The sequence below is a fragment of the Nonomuraea sp. NPDC003560 genome, assembly GCF_042878785.1.
In the GTDB taxonomy this organism is placed as follows: domain Bacteria; phylum Actinomycetota; class Actinomycetes; order Streptosporangiales; family Streptosporangiaceae; genus Nonomuraea.
Window position 1 is genome coordinate 19,698 of record NZ_JBIAOF010000002.1, and the last position, 17,929, is coordinate 37,626.

Genomic DNA, 17,929 nt, shown 5'->3' on the forward strand with positions numbered 1-17,929 from the left:
TTGAACGAGCGAGTACTCACTCATTACGCTCGTCCGCATGACCAAGAGGCGACGGGTGCCCGCGATGGCGCCCGAAGACCGCCGTGCCGCCCTCATCGAGGCCACCGTCCCCCTGCTGCGCGCGCACGGCACCGCCGTCAGCACCCGCCAGATCGCCGAGGCCGCGGGCGTGGCCGAGGGCACGATCTTCGGCGTCTTCCCCGACAAGGCCACGCTGCTGCGCGCGGCCCTGATGAGCGCCTTCGACCCCCGTCCGGCCGAGGAAGCGCTCGCCGCCATCGGCGCCACCGCCGGGCTGCGCGCCCGGCTGCGTGAGGTGGCGGCGCTGCTGCGGGCCGGCATGAAGGCCAACGTCAACATCTTCACCGTGCCCCGCGAGCTCATGGCCGAGGACGCCGAGTTCCGCGAGCACATGCTGGACAGCCGGGCCCGCATCACCGCCGCGATCGCCGCCCTCGTCGAGCCCGACCGCGACCATCTGCGCCGCTCGCCCATGGCCACGGCGCAACTGCTGCTCATGCTCGTCTCGGTGAGCGTCCACCGCGGTTTCGGCCTGTCCGACGACTTCGGCGACATGGACGACGAGGAGCTCGTCTCCGTCCTGCTCGACGGGCTGCTGCTGCCCTCCTACCGCACCCCCATCACAGAAAGCGTCCGTTGATGCTGCTGCGCCTGCTGCGGGTCCAGCTCAGGCCGTACGGGAAGGAGATCACCCTCGTGGTCCTCTTCCAGTTCGTGCAGACACTGGCCACGCTCTATCTCCCCACACTCAACGCCGACATCATCGACCACGGCGTCATCACCGGCGACACCGGTTACATCATGCGCGTCGGGCTGGTGATGCTCGGCGTGACGCTCGTCCAGATCGTCTGCTCGATCGTGGCCGTCTACTACGGCGCCAGGACGTCGATGGCCCTGGGCCGCGACCTGCGCGCCGCGATCTTCCACCGCGTGCAGGGCTTCTCGGCGCAGGAGGTGAACAGGTTCGGGGCGCCGTCGCTGATCACCCGGACCACCAACGACGTGCAGCAGGTGCAGCTGCTCGTGCTGATGACGTTCACGATGATGGTGGCCGCGCCGATCATGTGCGTCGGCGGCATCGTGCTGGCGCTGCGCCAGGACACCGCGCTGTCGTCGCTGCTGCTCGTCGTGCTGCCGGTGATGATCGTCATCGTCGGCCTGGTCGTCTGGCGGATGCGGCCGCTGTTCCGCACCATGCAGGAGCGCATCGACCGGATCAACCAGGTGCTGCGCGAGCAGATCACCGGCATCCGGGTCATCCGGGCGTTCGTTCGCGACCGGCACGAGCGCGAGCGCTTCGGCGTGGCCAACGACCGGCTCACCGACGTCTCGCTGCGGGTCGGCCGGCTGATGGCGCTGATGTTCCCCTCGGTCATGCTGGTCGTGAACGTCTCCAGCGTCGCCGTCATCTGGTTCGGCGGCCACCGCATCGCCGACGGCGCCATGCAGGTCGGCGCGCTGACCGCGGTCATCTCCTATCTGATGCAGATCCTGATGTCGGTGATGATGGCCATGTTCATGTTCATGATGATCCCGCGCGCCGAGGTCTGCGCCGAGCGCATCGAGGACGTGCTCGGCACCGACTCGACCGTCCACCCGCCCGCGAACCCCGTCACGCCCGACGGCCACCGGGGCGAGCTGGAGCTGCGGTCGGTCGACTTCCGCTACCCGGGCGCCGAGGACCCGGTGTTGTGCGGGGTGAGCTTCGCCGCGCGGCCGGGCCGGACCACCGCGATCATCGGCAGCACCGGCAGCGGCAAGACCACGCTGCTCAACCTCGTCCCGCGGCTGTTCGACGCGACCGCCGGCGACGTGCTGGTGGACGGCGTCAACGTCCGCGACCTCGACCCGGCGGCGCTGTCCCGCGCGGTCGGCCTGGTCCCGCAGTCGCCCTACCTGTTCTCCGGCACAGTGGCCTCCAACCTGCGCTACGGCCGGCCCGGCGCCACCGACGAGGAGCTGTGGCGGGCCCTGGAGATCGCCCAGGCCCGCGAGTTCGTCGAGGCGATGCCCGGCGGCCTGGACGAGCCGATCTCCCAGGGCGGCACGAACGTCTCCGGCGGCCAGCGCCAGCGCCTGGCCATCGCCAGGACCCTCGTGCACCGGCCCGGGATCTACCTGTTCGACGACTCCTTCTCCGCCCTCGACTACGCCACCGACGCCCGCCTGCGGGCCGCCCTGGCCGAGGAGATCGCCGACGCCACGATCGTCATCGTCGCCCAGCGGGTGAACACGATCCGCGACGCCGACCTCATCCTCGTGCTCGACGAGGGGCGGGTGGTGGGCAGCGGCGACCACGCCGAGCTCATGGAGACCTGCCCGACCTACCGCGAGATCGTGCTGTCCCAGCTCACCGAACAGGAGGCCGCGGCATGACCGCCCAGGCTCCCGCGCGCCGCCCGCAGCCCGCCTTCGGGCCGGGCCGGATGATGGCCGGCCCGGCCGAGAAGGCGCTCGACTTCGGCGGCACGCTGCGCAAGCTGCTGCGCCTGCTGCGGCCCGAACGCGCGATGCTCGGCGTCGTGCTGGCGCTCGGCACGGCCAGCGTCGCGCTCACCGTCACCGGGCCCAAGATCCTCGGCCACGCCACTGACCTGATCTTCTCCGGCATCATCGGCGCCCGGCTGACCCCCGGGCTCACCAAGGAGCAGGCCGTGGCGGGCCTGCGCGCCAAGGGCGAGGACAACTTCGCCGACATGGTCGCCTCGATGAACGTCGTGCCCGGCCAGGGCATCGACTTCACCGCACTGGCCCACGTCCTGGGCTGGGTGCTGGCCATCTACGTGGTGGCGGCGCTGCTCGGCATCGCGCAGTTCCGGCTCACGACGACCATCGTCCAGCGGGCGGCGTCCCGGCTGCGCGAGCGGATCGAGGCCAAGCTGGGACGGCTGCCGCTCAGCTACTTCGACGGCCAGCCGCGCGGCGAGATCCTCAGCCGCGCCACCAACGACACCGACAACATCGCCCAGACCCTCCAGCAGACCATGAGCCAGCTCATCTCCTCGGTGCTGACCGTCGTGGGCGTGCTGGTGGTGATGTTCTGGATCTCGCCGGTCCTGGCGCTCATCGCCCTGGTCACGGTGCCCGTGTCGGTCTACGTCACCACCGTCGTCGGCAAGCGGTCGCAGCCGCAGTTCGTCAAGCAGTGGTCGTCCACCGGCAAGCTCAACGGCCACATCGAGGAGATGTACGGCGGCCACACCCTGGTCAAGATCTTCGGCCGCCAGCAGGAGGCCGTCGCCACCTTCGAGGAGCACAACCAGGCCCTGTACGCCTCCAGCTTCCGCGCCCAGTTCATCTCCGGCCTCATCCAGCCGGCGATGATGTTCATCGGCAACGTCAACTACGTGCTGGTCGCCGTCGTGGGCGGGTTCAAGGTGGCCTCGGGCGCGATCTCGCTGGGCGACGTGCAGGCGTTCATCCAGTACTCCCGGCAGTTCAGCCAGCCGCTGACCCAGGTGGCCGGCATGGCGAACCTCGTCCAGTCGGGCGTCGCCTCGGCCGAGCGGGTCTTCGAGCTGCTGGAGGCCCCCGAGCAGTCGGCCGAGCCGGCCGAGCCCGCCCGTCCCGCCGAGCTGCGGGGGCGCGTGGCGTTCGAGAACGTCTCCTTCCGCTACGCCCCCGACCGGCCGCTGATCGAGAACCTGTCGCTGACCGTGGAGCCCGGCCAGACCGTGGCCATCGTCGGCCCCACGGGAGCGGGCAAGACGACCCTGGTCAACCTCATCATGCGGTTCTACGAGGTGACCGGCGGCCGCATCACCCTCGACGGCGTCGACACGGCCGAGATGTCCAGGGAGGAGCTGCGCGCCGACATCGGCATGGTGCTCCAGGACACCTGGCTGTTCGGCGGCACGATCGCCGAGAACATCGGCTACGGGGCCGAGGGCGCCACCCGCGAGCGCATCGAGGCCGCCGCCCGCGCCGCCCACGTCGACCGCATCGCCCACACGCTGCCCGACGGCTACGACACGGTGATCGACGAGGAGGGCGCCACGGTCAGCGCGGGTGAGAAGCAGCTCATCACGATCGCCCGCGCGTTCCTGTCCGAGCCGGCGATCCTCATCCTGGACGAGGCCACCAGCTCGGTCGACACCCGTACCGAGGTGCTCATCCAGCGGGCGATGAGCTCGCTGCGCGAGGGCCGGACCAGCTTCGTGATCGCCCACCGTCTGTCCACGATCCGCGACGCCAGCCTCATTCTGGTCATGGAGGAGGGCCGAATCGTCGAGCAGGGCACCCACGAGGCCCTCCTGGCGGCGGACGGCGCCTACGCCCGCCTCTACTCCGCCCAGTTCGCCCAGGCCGCCGTCGAGATGGACTGACCGCCATTCTCCCGGGCCTTCGCTTTCACGTCATTGACGGCCGGACTATCTCCTGGTCAGCGGCGTTCTGACCAAAAAGCGAAGTGCCCGGGAGGCCATTCCCGGGCACGTGCTCTCTTTCGCCTTCCGCGGTTCACGGCCCGCCACGGTGGAGGGCGGACCTCTCAGGACCGTTCCGGCTCGTAGTGCAGGCCCACCACGCCGCAGTCGAACGCGCGCGCGCCGACCAGGCGCAGCCGGTGGTAACCCTCGCCCGCCGGGAACAGCGGCAGCCCGGCCCCGATCGCGACCGGGTTGACGAACAGGTGCAGCTCGTCGATCAGCCCCCGCGAGATCAGCTGCCGGCCGATCGAGGCGCCGCCGGCCACCATCACGTCGCCGCCGGGCTTCGCCTTCAGCTCCTCGACGGTCTCGGCCGGGTCGCCGCCCGCCACGACGGCGTTCTTCCAGGGCGACTCGGTGAGGCTGCGGGAGATGACGACCTTCGGAGTGTTGATCATCTTGTCGATGCCCTCCTCGGTCTCGCCCGCCGGCCGCGACTCCCAGGCCGGGATGAAGCCCTCGGCCAGCTTGCGGCCCAGCACGATGGTGTCGACCGGCTCCCAGAGCGCCGCGACGTGGGCGTTGATGTCGTCGGTCCAGGGGAACGTGACCCAGTCCATCTCGCCGGCGGGGCCGCCCACGAAGCCGTCCGTGGTGATCTGGAGCTGCAGCTTGACCTTGCGCATCTGATATGTCCCTTCCGGTTCCGCTCTGTGTGGTTCCCAGCGTGCCGGAGCCTGCTTACGGTCTGCTTCCGCCGGACTTAAGGTCGCCGGTCTTATGGTCGCCGGGCGGCCCGGCGCCTGGCCGACGACCAGGACGCCGCCCACAGGATCACGCCGATCACCAGCAGGATCCCGGCGATCTCGTACTGGCCCGCCGGGCGCCCGGAGGACCACGGCAGCACCAGGTAGAGGCAGGTTACCGTGCCCACCACGGGGAGCACGCGGCCCGCGTTGAAGTGCTCGGCGCCGGTGACGTCCCGGCGCAGGACGAGGACCGCCACGTTGACCGCCGCGAAGACGGCCAGCAGCAGCAGCGAGGTCGTGCCGCCCAGCAGCGCCACGACGGGGCTGTCGGGGACCAGCGAGACGAACGTGATGAGGCCGATGGCGATCACCGTGGTGAACAGGATCGCCGCGTGCGGCGTGCGCCGGGTGGCGTGGACCGCCGACAGGAACGGCGGCAGCACGCCCTGCTTGCTCATGCCGTACAGCAGCCGGCTGGCCATCAGCATGTTGATCAGCGCCGAGTTGGCGACGGCGAACATCGAGATGAACGGCAGCAGCGAGGCGATCGGCACGCCCGGAGCCGCCGTCTGCACCACCGTGACCAGCGGCGTCTCGCTGGCGGCGAGCTGACCGACCGGGACGACGGCGACCGCGCAGATCGACACGAGCACGTAGATCACCCCGGTGATGCCGATGCCGGCGAACATCATGCGCGGGAAGATCCGGGTCGGGTTCTTGGTCTCCTCGGCCATGTTGACGGAGTCCTCGAACCCGACCATGGCGAAGAAGGCCAGCGACGTCGCGGCGCTGACGGCCAGGAACACGCCCTTGTCGGCGGGCGTCTCGAAGGCGACGACGCGGGAGAAGTCGGCGTGGCCGCCGGAGATGAAGTACCCGCTGAGCACGATGACCATCAGCAGCCCCGACAGCTCGACCGCGGTGAGCACGACGTTGAGCTTGACGCTCTCGCCGACGCCGCGCAGGTTGACGGCCAGGATCAGCAGCATGAACCCCACGGCGATCAGCAGGATGACGCCGTTGCCCGCGTCGAGGCCGAACCCGGTGGCGAGGTTGGCGGCGAAGGCCCGCGAGGCCGCCGACGCCGACGTGATGCCCGAGCACATCACAGCGAAGCACACCAGGAACGTCAGCGCGTGCTTGCCGAACGCCTTGTGCACGTAGAGGGCGGCGCCCGCGGCCTCCGGATACTTGGTCACCAGCTCCAGATAGGAGCAGGCGGTGATCAGCGCGACGACGAAGGCGATCGTGAAGGGCAGCCAGGCCGCGCCGCCCACCTCGCCGGCGACCTGGCCGGTCAGGGCGTAGATGCCGGTGCCGAGGATGTCGCCGACGATGAACAGCAGCAACAGGCCGGGGCCCATCACCCGCTTCAGGCTGGGCTGGCCGCTGCCGGCCTCGGGCGGGCTGGGGGGACTGATCTGAGCCATGGGGGTGGTCCTTCTCGTCCGTGAGGATGACGGCTACGTCAGGTGCGCGGGCGACGGCGAGCCCCGGCCGGTCGCCGCGCGCCGCCGCGACCACGTGATCTCGACCGTCATCCTGACACTGTACGATCCCGGCTTGTCATCCGTGAACAGGCCGTCACGCTGAGCATCCGCCCCGGTACAGGGGAACCGGGGCGGGGGTAAGGGTTGCAAGTCGGGAGCAATCCCTGCGCAAGGGGCGGGTCCTAACGTCGGGGCGTGTCCAGACGACTGGTTCTCGGCGGCGCCGTCCTCGCGGCGACCGCCACGCTGACGCTCGGCCTTCCCGCCGCCCCCGCGCTCGCCACCACGCCTGCGCTCGCCACCACGCCTGCGCTCGCCACCACGCCTGCGCTCGCCACCACGCCTGCGCTCGCCGCCGCGCCGGCCCCCGGCAAGGTGGCGGGCGAGCTGTTCCGCGCGTGGCTGGCCGGCGACCGCGCCGCCGCGGCCGGGGTCGCCACCCCCGCCGCGGTGCGCACGATCTTCGGTTACGCCTACCGCGCGCCCGACCGCTTCGACGGCTGCTCGCGCGGCGTGTGCCGGTACGTGCACACCAGCGTGCGCGTGCCCGGCGGCCTCAACGGCATCGCGATGGCCGTGGCCGGCTCCAAGGTCACCAAGGTCTACCTGTCCCGGCACGTCGTGCGGCCGTCCGCCGCGGCCGGGCACCTGTTCGCCGCCTGGAAGCGCGGCGACCGGTACGCCGCCCTGGAGGTCGGCGCCGAGGACGCGGTGCGGACGCTGTTCCGGGTCAGGTACGACCCGCGCGGCGTCACCCACCACTTCCAGGGCTGCGCCAAGGAGCCGAAGGGCTACGCGTGCGCCTGGTCCTACGAGGGCGGCGCGATGTTCATGCACGTCCGCGGCTCCACGGCGAGGGGCTACGACGTCCGGTCGATCACGTACACGGCCGACTGACGGTCAGCCGGCGGCCAGGTCGTTCGCGGCCACGTAGCCGAAGGTCATGGCCGGTCCGATGGTCGAGCCCGAGCCCGCGTAGCTGTGGCCCATGACGGCGCCGCTGGCGTTCCCGGCGGCGTACAGGCCGGGGATCACCGAGCCGTCGGCGCGCAGGACGCGGGCGCGCGCGTCGGTGCGCAGGCCGCCCTTGGTGCCCAGGTCACCAGGGACGATCTTGAAGGCGTAGAACGGCGGCAGCCAGAGCGGCGCCAGGCACGGGTTCGGCCGGACGTACGGGTCGGCGTAGTAGTGGTCGTAGGCGCTGTCGCCGCGGTGGAAGTCGGCGTCCCGCCCGGCCAGGGCGAACCCGTTGAAGCGGGTGACCGTGGCGCGCAGGGCGGCCTCCGGCACCCCGATCCTGCGGGCGAGCTGCTCGATCGTCGGGGCTCTGAACAGGGCGCCGCTGTCGTACCAGGAGTCGGGGAAGGGCAGCAGCGGCGCGATGTCCTTGAACAGGTACTTGTTGCGGTACTGCTGGTCGATGATCAGCCAGGCGGGGATGTGCGGGTCGGACGGGGTGTTGCGGTCGTACATGACGTGCACGACGTCGCTGTAGGGCGCGGCCTCGTTGACGAATCGCCGGCCGGCGCCGTTGACGATGACGCAGCCTGGCAGGGTCCGCTCGGCCAGGCAGAAGTACGGCTCGCCGGGCAGCGGGATCACCGGCCCCCACCAGGCGTCGTCCATCAGGTCCAGCGCGCCGCCGGCCTGCTCGCCGGCCTCGATGCCGTCGCCGGTGTTCTCCTTGGCGCCGACGGTCCAGCTCGTCCCGATGGGCTGGCGCTGGAACTCGGCCCGCATCGCCGCGCTGTGCTCGAACCCGCCCGATGCGACGATCACCCCGCGCCTGCCCCTGACCACCCCGGCCGGGGTGACCACGCCCGCGGCCCGGCCGCCCTCGACGTGCAGGCCGAGCAGCGGGGTGTTCAGCCACACCGGCACCCCGGCGGCCAGCAGCCCGGCGCGCAGCCCGGCGGCCAGCGCCTGGCCCATCGTCAGCGGCTTCTCGCCGCGCAACGCCGCCTGCGTGCCCCGCAGCAGGCACGCCGCCGACACCTCCGCGCCCTTCGGGTTGACCAGGGCGAGCGTCAGCCACTTGTAGTCGGCGCTGAAGACGACCATGCCCGCCGGGGTCGCCATGTACGGCGGGTTGAGCCGGGCCAGCTCCGGGCCGAGGAGGTTGCCGTCGAACTGGTCGGGCTCGATCGAACGCCCACCCGGCATCCCGCCGGGGAACTCCGGGTAGTAGTCGGAGTACCCCTCCATGAACCGGAAGCGCAGCGGGCTGTTGCGCGTCACGAACGAGATCATCTGCGGCCCCGCGTCCAGGAACGCCTGCTGCCGCGCGGCCGGGACGGTGTCGCCCACCACGCGGGCCAGGTACGCGGCGGCCTTGGCGGGCGTGTCCGGCACCCCGGCGGCCAGGATCACCTCGTTGCACGGGATCCAGATGCCCGCGCCCGAGCGCGCCGCCGACCCGCCGAACGTCGGCGCCTTCTCCAGCACGACGGTGCTCAGGCCGCGCTTGGCGGCGGTGAGGGCGGCGGTCATCCCGGCGGCCCCCGAGCCGACCACCACCACGTCGTAGTCGGCCTCGGCGTAGGCCGGGTCCTGGCCGAGCGCCGCGCCGGTGACCAGGATCCCGCCCGCGACGAGCAGGGTACGGCGGCTGCGCCCGCGGGGGGTGAGGTCGTCGGAGGCCGGTGAGGCTGGTCGCATCGATGATCCCTTCGACAGGGGAGAGCCGGTCGGCCCCCTCGTCGAAACGAGCATGCGCTTGGTTGGTTACCCTGTCAACGGGCCCGCCGCACGGCCAGATCCTTGACGTGGCCCGACGTGGCGGTCGCCGTCAGGGCGGTGGCGAACAGGATGAGCTGGTTGAGCACCTTCAGGAACAGCAGCATGCCCGCCGCGCCCGCGACCACCCGGTAGGCGGGATTGGCCGCGGTGAGATTGACGTAGACCTGGCCGATCGTCTTGAGGATCTCCAGCCCGGCGGTGATCACCAGCGCGGGGCCGATCACGCGGCGCAGCGGCACCCGCAGCCGCGGCGGCGCGGTCAGCAGCGCCATGGCCAGCAGCGTGTTCACGCCGAGGCCGAGCACGATCCCGGCCGCGGTGAGCACCCACTGGGCCGGAAGGGCCTCGACGCCCACAGTGAGCACGGCCAGCCAGGTCAGCAGCCGCTCGGCGGCGAAGGCGACGGCGAGCGACAGGGCGAGCAGCATCCCGAGCCCGGCCATCACGCCCAGGTCGATGAGCTGGCGCAGGAGGAAGCGCCCCGGATACTCCTCCAGCCCCCAGATCGCCCGGGTGGCCGAGCGCAGGGTGTCCATCCAGAACAGCCCGGTCATCGGCAGCGCGACGAAGGCCACCGCGCCGGCCGTGCCCCCGGCCTCCCGTAACGCCTGGACGTCGAGGCGCGGGAAGTTCTCGCTCAGGTAGTGCTGGACCGTGGCGAGGACCGTCGGGTCGTCCATGACGTGGCCGAGGATGCCGAACGCCAGCAGGGCCAGGGCGAAGGTGGCGAAGAAGGAGTAGTAGGTGAGGGCCGCCGACAACCGGCCGCCGTCGGCCTTGTCGTAGCGCAGCACGGCGCGGGACAGGTGGTCGAGCCAGCCGTGCCGGTCGCGGGCCCGCCGCCAGGCCGCCGCCGGGCCCTTGTCCGGTCCGGTGGCGTTCATGGTGCGCGGGTCCCTTCGCTCTCCGTCCCGATGGCCGTACGCCGCCGGGTGCTCACCGTACCGCCATGAGCGGATCGGCAGGGCGGACCTGGGCGGGCCGGTGGCCGTCAACGCCGGGGAGTGGTCGGTGCGGGGACGCCGGTTCCACACCGTGCACACGTACTTCTTCGCCCGGGTCCCCGGCATGGAGCTGCCCGAGTCCGCCGACGACGGGCTCGGGCATCGCTGGTGGAGCGCGGGCGAGCTCGGCCGCACCACCGAGCGGGTCTTCCCGCCGGGGCTGGCCGGGCTGGTCGAGGGGCTGCTCGAAGGCGTACGACCCGGCTCGCCCGTCACGCTGGACTGGTGACCGCGCCGGGAAGGTCAGCGGGTCCCGCCCGGCGGGTGACCGCGGCCGCCGGGGTGGGCGGCCGCGGTCGGCGGGGTCAGCGGAGGTTGAAGGCGCGCAGGGTGGTCTGCCTGAGGCGGTTGCCCGCCGCGTCCCACGCCTCCACCTTCAGGCTCACCGCGCCCTTGGTGGCGCGGTAGGCCGGGTACTTCGCACCGGCGGTGTAGACGCCGTCCCGGCCCCGCCTGAGGTCGGCGGGCTGCCAGGTGGCGCCGTCGTCGGTGCTGGTCCACAGCTTGACGCCCGCGATCGCCGGCATCTTCGCCGCCGACGGCCCGTGGTAGGCCTCCAGCTCGAACGTGTGCCTGCGCCCGGCCGCCACCGTGTTGCCGGCGGACAGGGTGTCACCGAGGTCGTAGCTGACGTAGACCGCGGGGGTGGTGCGGCACTGCTCGACCAGCCCGTCGACGAACCAGGCGTAGCAGTTGGCGCCCGGCCGCAGCTGCTCCTTGGACGGCGGCGCGGTGAACGTCCACTCGATGTCCGACAGGGCGTTCCTGGCCGTCAGCCGGTAGGTGCCCGGCTCCTTGGGCAGCGGGTAGCGCGGCAGCGTGTCGAAGCCCGGCAGGGGGGCGTTCGGCAGTTCCTTGCCGTCGCGGTACAGGTGCAGCTCGTACTGGGGCACCAGGTCGCCGAACGCGACGCCGTCGTCACGCCGGTCCCCGACCCCGTTGACCATCGACGGCGTCACCCACAGGTTGCCGTCGTGCACGCAGATCGCGCACGGCACGCCGATCACGAGCTGCCTGAGCGGGGGCGCGTCCGCGGGGCCGCCGAGCGCGTACAGCTTGTCGGAGGCCGTCGAGGCGCCCGGCGTGCTCGGGGTGGCGAACCACTTCTGGACGGTGGTGCCCGGCCGGTCGAACACCTCGTGCCGGTAGCGGGACTCCTGGACCTCCTCGCCGGGCGCGGACGTGACCAGCGCGGACAGGCCGGCCTCGCTCACGAGCTTGGGGTCCAGCGGCCAGATCCACTGCGTCCTGCGCTCGGGCAGCGGGACCGGCCACTGGAGGATGTTGGTGTTGGTCGTGGTGTACGAGATGTCGTCGGTCCGCCACGAGGCCCGCCAGTTCATGTACTTCGTGTACGGCCCGGCGTGCACGTCGAGGTCAACCTGGTGGAGCCGGCGCTCGGTCACCTCGTACCGCATCGAGTCGGGGACGCGCCCGTCCACGGTCGGGCGGAACACGTACGAGTACGGCGTGTTCGGCGTGCCCTCGACCCGGACGGTCACCCCGCCCCGGCCGGCCTCCTCGCGGATCTTGCGGCCCTCGGCGTTGGAGACGTAGGCGACGGGGATGTTGACCGGCTGGAACGGGCCGCTGAACGGCTTCTGCGAGATGGGCAGCGGGATCGGGCAGGTGGCGGCCTTCTCGTTGAAGGCCAGGACGCCGGCGGCGCCCGCGTCCCTGATCGGGCCCACCCGCTCGATCTGCAGGCCGCACGCCGGCCCGAAGACGCCCTCGGCGGGCTCGGCGTCGATCAGCACGAGCGCGCCGCGCAGGTCCTTGCCCGCGAGGTCCTCGGGACGGCCCTTGCCGGCGTCCACCACCCGCAGGTCCTTGGCGCCCTCGAACGGCACGTAGCCCGGGTGGATCTCGCCGCCGTCGATCGTGTGGACGCGGGTGACCGGGTGCAGGGTCGTGCGCCTCGGCGTGCGCATGGTCATGGTGACCTCGGGCACGCCCAGCTCCCACTGGCCGGCGAAGCGGAAGCCGCCCTTGGTGACCTTCTTGGTCGGCAGCGCCCACACCTTCTCCCAGGCGCCGAGCGGGCGGTTGGACAGCAGCGTGCCGCCGAAGACCTTGCCGTTGGGCAGGGTGCGCTGGAAGAAGACGTCGTAGGTGTTGTTCAGCGGCTGGGCGGTCTTCGGCGCGCGGAAGCCGACCTCGGTGGCCTTGCGGGCGTCGAGGGTGATCTCCATGTCGCCGGTGACGGTCAGCTCGGGCTCGAACAGCCAGGCCCGGTTGGCGCGGTCGTCGGCGTCCACCCAGTCGAGCACCTGCAGCAGGCTGACAGTGCCGGCCGGGACGCGGCTCACCACCAGGCCCACGTCGTCGATGCGGTTGGGGCCGAGCTCGCCCTTGTTGCCGTCGACGTCCAGGACGCTCATGGCCGACGGGGTGCGTGGCTTGCCGTCCCGGTCGATGGTGCGGATGGTCAGGTCGTACTTGGGGGCGTCCCGCACGGCGCCGAGCGGCGTGCTGAGCCGGACGCCGTCCGCCTCGGCCGTCACGGCCCCGCTGTAGAGGCCGACGGGCAGCTCGGCCGGGTCGAGGGTGACGGTGGTGGCGGCGGTGCCGCCGGCGGGGACGGTCAGCGTCGCGTCGGCGAGGACCGGCTTGGCGGCGCCCATCGCCGCCTTCAGCGTGAGCGTGACGGGCTGGTCGCCCAGGTTGCGGTAGGAGATCTCGCCGGTCTTCGCCGCGCTGCCGGTCTCCAGCAGGCCGAAGTCCACGCCGCCGCTCGTCGCGAACACCTGCTGCCGGGTCGCGCGGTCCAGGTCCACCCGGCCGGCGCCCTGCTCGTAGACGGTGAAGCCGTCGTCCGTGGAGGTGGACATCAGGGCGGACTTGAGCTGCTGGGCCGTCCAGTCCGGGTGCCGCTGCGCCATGATCGCGACCGCGCCGGCCACGTGCGGCGTGGCCATGGAGGTGCCGGAGGCGCCGGTGTAGTGGTCGTCCACCGGGGAGCCCATGGCGGTGCCGGCCGCCCGCGCGGCCACGATGTCCACGCCGGGCGCGGCGATGTCGGGCTTGAGCCCGCCGCCGGGGCGCGGCCCGCGGCTGGAGAACGCGGCGAGCTTGTCGCTCTTGTCCACCGCGGCCACGGTCAGCGCGGCGTCGGCCGCGCCGGGCATGCTGATCGTCTCGGCCTCGTACAGGTTGCCCGCGGCGACCACGAACAGCGTGCCGGTCTCGGCGGTCAGGTCGTTCACCGCCTGGCTGAGCGGGTCGGTGCCGTCGCTGGGCGGGCCGCCGAGGCTCATGCTGACGGCCTTGGCGCCGCTGCGCGCGGCCCACTCCATGCCCTCGATGATCCACGACTCCTGGCCGGAGCCGGTGTTGTCGAGCACCTTGCCGACGACGAGCTGCGCGCCCGGGGCGACGCCCTTGAACTTGCCGCCCGAGGCCGCGCCGGTGCCGGCGATGGTCGAGGCGACGTGGGTGCCGTGCCCGTGCCCGTCCTGGACGGGCTGGTCGGGGACGAACGACTTGCTGTCGGCGATCCGGCCGGCCAGGTCGGGGTGGCCGGTGTCGGCGCCGGTGTCCAGTACGGCGATCTTCACGCCGGTCCCGTCCTGGCCGCGTTCCCATGCCTTGGGGGCGCCGATCTGCGGGACGCTCACGTCCAGGTCGGCCTTGACCTTGGCGTCCAGCCACAGCTTGGCGATGCCGCCGCGCAGCGTGCCGGGCGACTTGGCCAGGCCCTCGCCGGCGGGCCGCCCGCCGCGCACGGCCTCCCAGAACGCGCCCGCCTCGGCCTTGGTGACGTCGAGGGCGGAGGCGTGGATGCTCTCCAGCGTCCGGGTGGGCTCGCTGGCGGGGACGGCGGCGGCCGAGCGCCTGACCGCGGCCTCCGGCTGGTCGCCCGGGTACTGCACGATGACCGGCAGCCGCTTGGCCACCTCGTCGGAGTAGCCGTTCTCGGCCAGGTACTTGACGTCGAACAGCCGCCTGTCCACCAGGCCCGCCTGGACGGCGGAGACCGCGTCGTCCGGCAGCACGAAGACGCCGTCCGGGGTGAACTGGGTGAACAGGTTGATGCGGCGGCCGTCCTGGCGGGTGCCGGGGGCCGGCTCGACGCGGTACCGGCCGGTGGCGGACCGGGTGAGCTGGACCTTGTCACCCGTGATCAGCGTGACGACGACCTTCTGGGCGCGCACCCCGGACAGGGCGACGTCCTTGGCGGGCTGCGCGGACGTTGTGGGCGCTGCTGGAGCGGCGGGGGCGCCGGGGGCGGGGGTGTCCGGTGTCGCGGCGGTCGCCGGTCCGGCGGTCAGCACGCCGGCGAGCGCGGTGACCGCGGTCAGCAGGACGCCTGTCCGGCGCGCCAGCGGGGGGCGGGGCAGTGCCATGGTGGCCTTTCTGGCGGGGGAGGGGTTCGGACGGCGGCGGCGGGCCCACGGCCCGGAGGGAGGAACCGTCCGTGAGGGTGTGGACGGCGGCATGGCCGTCCGGGAAGGGCGGGGTTCCGTGACCGTCCTGAAGGGTCAGACGGGTTCGAAGCCGTCCGGTGGGCGGGGGGGCTCCGGGGTCTCCTCGTGCGGGGAGGGGACGTCGGGGGCCGGGTCGTCCGGGTCCGGCCGGTCGGGGTCTTGGATGGTGTCGGACATGCCGAAAGTGTCGCGGCAGACGTATGGGGTGGGGTATGGGGTGCCCTATGGGGAAAAATCCCCATATTGGGGTTAGTCGCTGGGGAGGAGGTGGCGGGCCAGCTCCGTCCGCGACCGCGCCCCCACCTTGCGCATGGCCGCGCTGACGTGCTTGTCCACCGTCTTCGGCGACAGGAACAGCTCCCTGGCGATCTCCTGGTTGGTCAGCCCCTCGGCCGCCAGCCGGGCCACCTGCTCCTGCCGGGCCGACAGGGCGTGGTCGTTCCCCGCCTGCGCGGGCGCGCTCTGCGCCGCCGGGCGGACGCCCCACCTGCGGCCCAGCCCGGTCGCGCGGTCGAGGTCCCAGCGCGCGCCGAGCTCGGCGTACACCGCGACGGCCCGGCCGAGCCGGACGGCGGCCTCGGGGTCGTCGAGGGCGAACAGGCAGGCGGCGGCCTGCTCGCTCGCCTGCGCCGCCTCGTACCGCGCCGGCACCGTCTCGAAGGCGTCGGCGGCGGCGGTGAACTCGGCCGCGGCCCGCGCCCACTGCTCCCCGGCGGCCGCCAGCAGGCCCCGGGCCTGCGCGAGCGCGGGCCCGGCCAGCGGCGCGTCGCGCCCGGCCAGCCGGGCGGCGTGCCGCGCGACCACGTCGGCGGCCTCCTCGGGACGGCCCGCCACGAGCAGCGCCTCGGTCAGCGCGGGCAGCGCGCGGACCGCCACCGGCCACAGCTCGCTCGCCTCCCAGTGGCGGCCCGCCTCGACGGCCGCCTCGATCGCCGCCTCCGGCTCGCCCCGCGCGGCGCTCAGCCGGAGCGACATCGCCAGCGGCAGCACCAGGTCGTCGTACTGCCCCCGGGTGCGGGCCTCGGCGGCGGCGTCGAGCAACGACGGCAGCGCGGCCTCCTGACGGCCCTGCACCACGGCCAGGCAGGCGGTCACGATGTCGAGGAGGATGCGCTCGTGCGGCTCGTCGCCGAACTGGTCGCGCAGCTCCTGGAGCCTGGCCGGCAGGCCCTGCCAGGAGCCCTCGAAGTAGTCGGCCGCGGCCAGGTTCACCAGGCAGCGCAGTTCCAGCCGCTCGCGCAGGTCGGGCTCGGCGCCCTCCTCGACCGCCGCGGTCAGCAGGCGGCGGCCCCGCCGGTGGTGCCCGCTGAACAGGGCCGCGCCCCCGATGGAGCGGTAGGCGTTGACCTCGCGGCGCAGCAGCCGCCGTCCGCCGGTCTCGCGCAGCAGGTCGTCGGCGAGCACGGCCCAGCGCGGGTCGCCCATCACCACGAAGATCATCGCGATCTTGCCGAGCACCAGCATCCGCATGGCCGGGTCGGCGACCGCGGGCAGGGTCGCCAGCGCCCGCTCCAGCCACGACCTGCTCTCCTCCGGCGGCAGGCCGCTGGGCGGGCGGCCGACCCCGGCCATGGCCCACGCCGCCAGCCCCGGCTCGCCGGCCAGGTCGTCGGCGGCCCGCGCGAAGGCCTCGCCGATGCGGGCGCCGTCGGTGCGGGTGCGCTCCAGGTGCAGCGCGAGCAGCAGGCGCAGGTGGCCGCGCACGGGGGGCGGCACGTCCTGCTCCAGCGCGCCGGTGACCAGGTCGGCGACCGGCGGCGGGCGCAGCAGCTCCAGCGCGGCCCAGCCCAGCTTCACCGTCAGCTCGGCCCGCCGCGCGGCGGGCAGGTCGGCGCCGCGCAGGACGTCCTCCAGCAGGCGGGCGGCCTCGGCGTCGTCACCGAGCCGGGACGCCTGCTCGGCCGCCTCGATCGCGGCCGCCACCCACTGCCCGGCCCGGCCGGCCTGGCGCAGGTGGTGGGCCAGCCGGCCCAGCGGCACCGGGCGCAGCTCGCGTACGGTGTCGGCGGCGGCGGCGTGCAGGGCCTGCCGGCGGCCGAGCGGGATCGCCTCGTAGACCGCCTGCGCCGCCAGCACGTGACGGAACCCGACCAGGCCGCCGGTGTCGGCGAACAGCCCTGAGCCCAGCACCTCGTCGATCGCCCCGACGTCGGGCCCCGACAACAGCGCGACGGGCACCGGGAGCTGCAGCACGGCGGCGCGCTCGGCCACCTCCTTGGCGCCCGGGGAGAGCCGGGCCACCCGTTCCTGCACCGAGGCGCGCACGCCGCTCGGCACGTCGAGCTCCTCCAGGGCCCGCCGCGCCCAGCCGCCCTCCCACCGGATCAGCGTGCCGCGGTCGCGCAGCAGCGCCAGCAGCTCCTGCACGGCCAGCGGCAGGCCGGAGGCCCGCCCGCACAGGTGCTCGGCGAACTCGGCCGTCACCTCCTCGGCCCCGAGGATCGCCGAGGCCATCACCCGGGTCTGGGCGGCGTCGAGCGGCGGCAGCACCAGGTGCTCGGCCGTGATCGTGTCGGGGGCGCGGGCCGTGATCGCCCGCACCGCCCCGGACGCCTCCTCGCTCCGGTACGTCAGCACCACCCGCAACGTGCCGGGCAGCACCGACATCAGGTACGTCAGGAACTCGACCGTCTGCCCGTCGGCCCAGTGCAGGTCCTCCACCGCCAGGACGGCGGGGCCGAGCGCGGTCAGCACCTCGGCGAGCCCGCGGAAGACCCGGTGCCGCTCGGCCGCCCGGTCGTCCAGCGGCGGCGGCGTCTCCGGCAGCACCCCGGCCAGCTCGGGCAGCAGCTCGCGCAGCGCCCCGGCGACCGGTGACAGCGCCGCGCCGGCCAGCTCGGACGCCCGTCCGCGTAACGCCTCGACGACGGGGCCCAGCGGGAACGGCTCCCTGATCTGCACGCAGGCCCCGCTCAGCACCCGCAGGCCCGCCACCGCGGGACCGCCGAGCAGCTCGGCCGTCAGCCTGGACTTGCCGATGCCGGCCTCGCCCTCGACGACGGCCACGGCGGGCGCCCCGGCGACCAGCGCGACCAGCCGGGCGAGCTCCTTCTCCCGCCCAACCAGAACAGGAGACACCACCCGCCCAGCACGCACCCGCTCATTCAACTGCACCCGAAGTCACAGATCAAC

The 17,929-nt window shown here is 73.1% G+C and carries 12 protein-coding genes; 5 read left to right on the forward strand and 7 right to left on the reverse strand.

What is annotated here, in order from left to right; genetic code table 11:
- Window positions 1-37 precede the first annotated feature (37 nt).
- Genes ACFYUV_RS05820 through ACFYUV_RS05830 form a run of 3 tightly spaced genes read left to right on the forward strand, consistent with a single transcriptional unit; the run spans window position 38 to window position 4,346 of the window.
- A complete protein-coding gene (locus ACFYUV_RS05820) occupies window positions 38-661 on the forward strand; it encodes a TetR/AcrR family transcriptional regulator (protein WP_387665377.1) in 624 nt (207 codons plus the stop codon).
- Complete coding sequence (locus tag ACFYUV_RS05825; RefSeq protein ID WP_387665380.1) at window positions 661-2,397, forward strand: ABC transporter ATP-binding protein; 1,737 nt, start codon at window positions 661-663, stop codon at window positions 2,395-2,397. Before ACFYUV_RS05820 ends, ACFYUV_RS05825 begins: the two co-directional genes overlap by 1 nt.
- On the forward strand, window positions 2,394-4,346 hold the full coding sequence (locus ACFYUV_RS05830; protein ID WP_387665382.1) for an ABC transporter ATP-binding protein: 1,953 nt from the start codon (window positions 2,394-2,396) through the stop codon (window positions 4,344-4,346). The genes ACFYUV_RS05825 and ACFYUV_RS05830 overlap by 4 nt, the downstream gene beginning before the upstream one ends.
- A gap of 164 nt (window positions 4,347-4,510) precedes the next feature.
- Here the strand turns inward: ACFYUV_RS05830 and ACFYUV_RS05835 are convergent, their stop codons facing one another.
- Entirely contained in the window at window positions 4,511-5,074 is a 564-nt protein-coding gene (locus ACFYUV_RS05835; protein ID WP_387665384.1) for a dihydrofolate reductase family protein, read from the reverse strand.
- Between the two features lie 92 nt (window positions 5,075-5,166).
- Complete coding sequence (locus ACFYUV_RS05840) at window positions 5,167-6,567, reverse strand: APC family permease (RefSeq protein WP_387665386.1); 1,401 nt, start codon at window positions 6,565-6,567, stop codon at window positions 5,167-5,169.
- A 255-nt stretch (window positions 6,568-6,822) separates the two neighbouring features.
- Between ACFYUV_RS05840 and ACFYUV_RS05845 the strand changes: the two genes are divergently transcribed.
- Window positions 6,823-7,524: a hypothetical protein gene (locus tag ACFYUV_RS05845; RefSeq protein ID WP_387665388.1), complete on the forward strand. Its 702-nt coding sequence runs from the start codon at window positions 6,823-6,825 to the stop codon at window positions 7,522-7,524.
- A gap of 3 nt (window positions 7,525-7,527) precedes the next feature.
- On the opposite strand, the gene kstD is transcribed toward ACFYUV_RS05845, so the two are convergent.
- Together kstD and ACFYUV_RS05855 are read right to left on the reverse strand one after the other, a co-directional pair.
- Window positions 7,528-9,285, reverse strand: a complete 1,758-nt coding sequence (gene kstD / locus ACFYUV_RS05850) for a 3-oxosteroid 1-dehydrogenase (RefSeq protein ID WP_387665390.1) — start codon at window positions 9,283-9,285, stop codon at window positions 7,528-7,530.
- A 74-nt stretch (window positions 9,286-9,359) separates the two neighbouring features.
- A complete protein-coding gene (locus ACFYUV_RS05855; protein WP_358298309.1) occupies window positions 9,360-10,250 on the reverse strand; it encodes a YihY/virulence factor BrkB family protein in 891 nt (296 codons plus the stop codon).
- On the opposite strand from ACFYUV_RS05855, the gene ACFYUV_RS05860 reads away from it, so the two are divergent.
- Window positions 10,249-10,599 carry a hypothetical protein gene (locus ACFYUV_RS05860; RefSeq protein ID WP_387665392.1) on the forward strand — a complete coding sequence of 117 codons (351 nt, stop codon included), beginning with the start codon at window positions 10,249-10,251 and terminating at the stop codon, window positions 10,597-10,599. The two genes, ACFYUV_RS05855 and ACFYUV_RS05860, sit on opposite strands and share 2 nt — an antisense overlap.
- Before the next feature lie 76 nt (window positions 10,600-10,675).
- Here the strand turns inward: ACFYUV_RS05860 and ACFYUV_RS05865 are convergent, their stop codons facing one another.
- The 3 genes from ACFYUV_RS05865 to ACFYUV_RS05875 form a co-directional block, all read right to left on the reverse strand.
- The gene (locus ACFYUV_RS05865; protein ID WP_387665395.1) at window positions 10,676-14,716 is read right to left on the reverse strand and encodes a S8 family serine peptidase; all 4,041 of its coding nucleotides are present in this window, start codon (window positions 14,714-14,716) and stop codon (window positions 10,676-10,678) included.
- A gap of 135 nt (window positions 14,717-14,851) precedes the next feature.
- A complete protein-coding gene (locus tag ACFYUV_RS05870) occupies window positions 14,852-14,974 on the reverse strand; it encodes a hypothetical protein (protein WP_357978876.1) in 123 nt (40 codons plus the stop codon).
- A 72-nt stretch (window positions 14,975-15,046) separates the two neighbouring features.
- On the reverse strand, window positions 15,047-17,875 hold the full coding sequence (locus ACFYUV_RS05875) for an ATP-binding protein (protein ID WP_387665398.1): 2,829 nt from the start codon (window positions 17,873-17,875) through the stop codon (window positions 15,047-15,049).
- Between the last annotated feature and the right edge of the window lie 54 nt (window positions 17,876-17,929).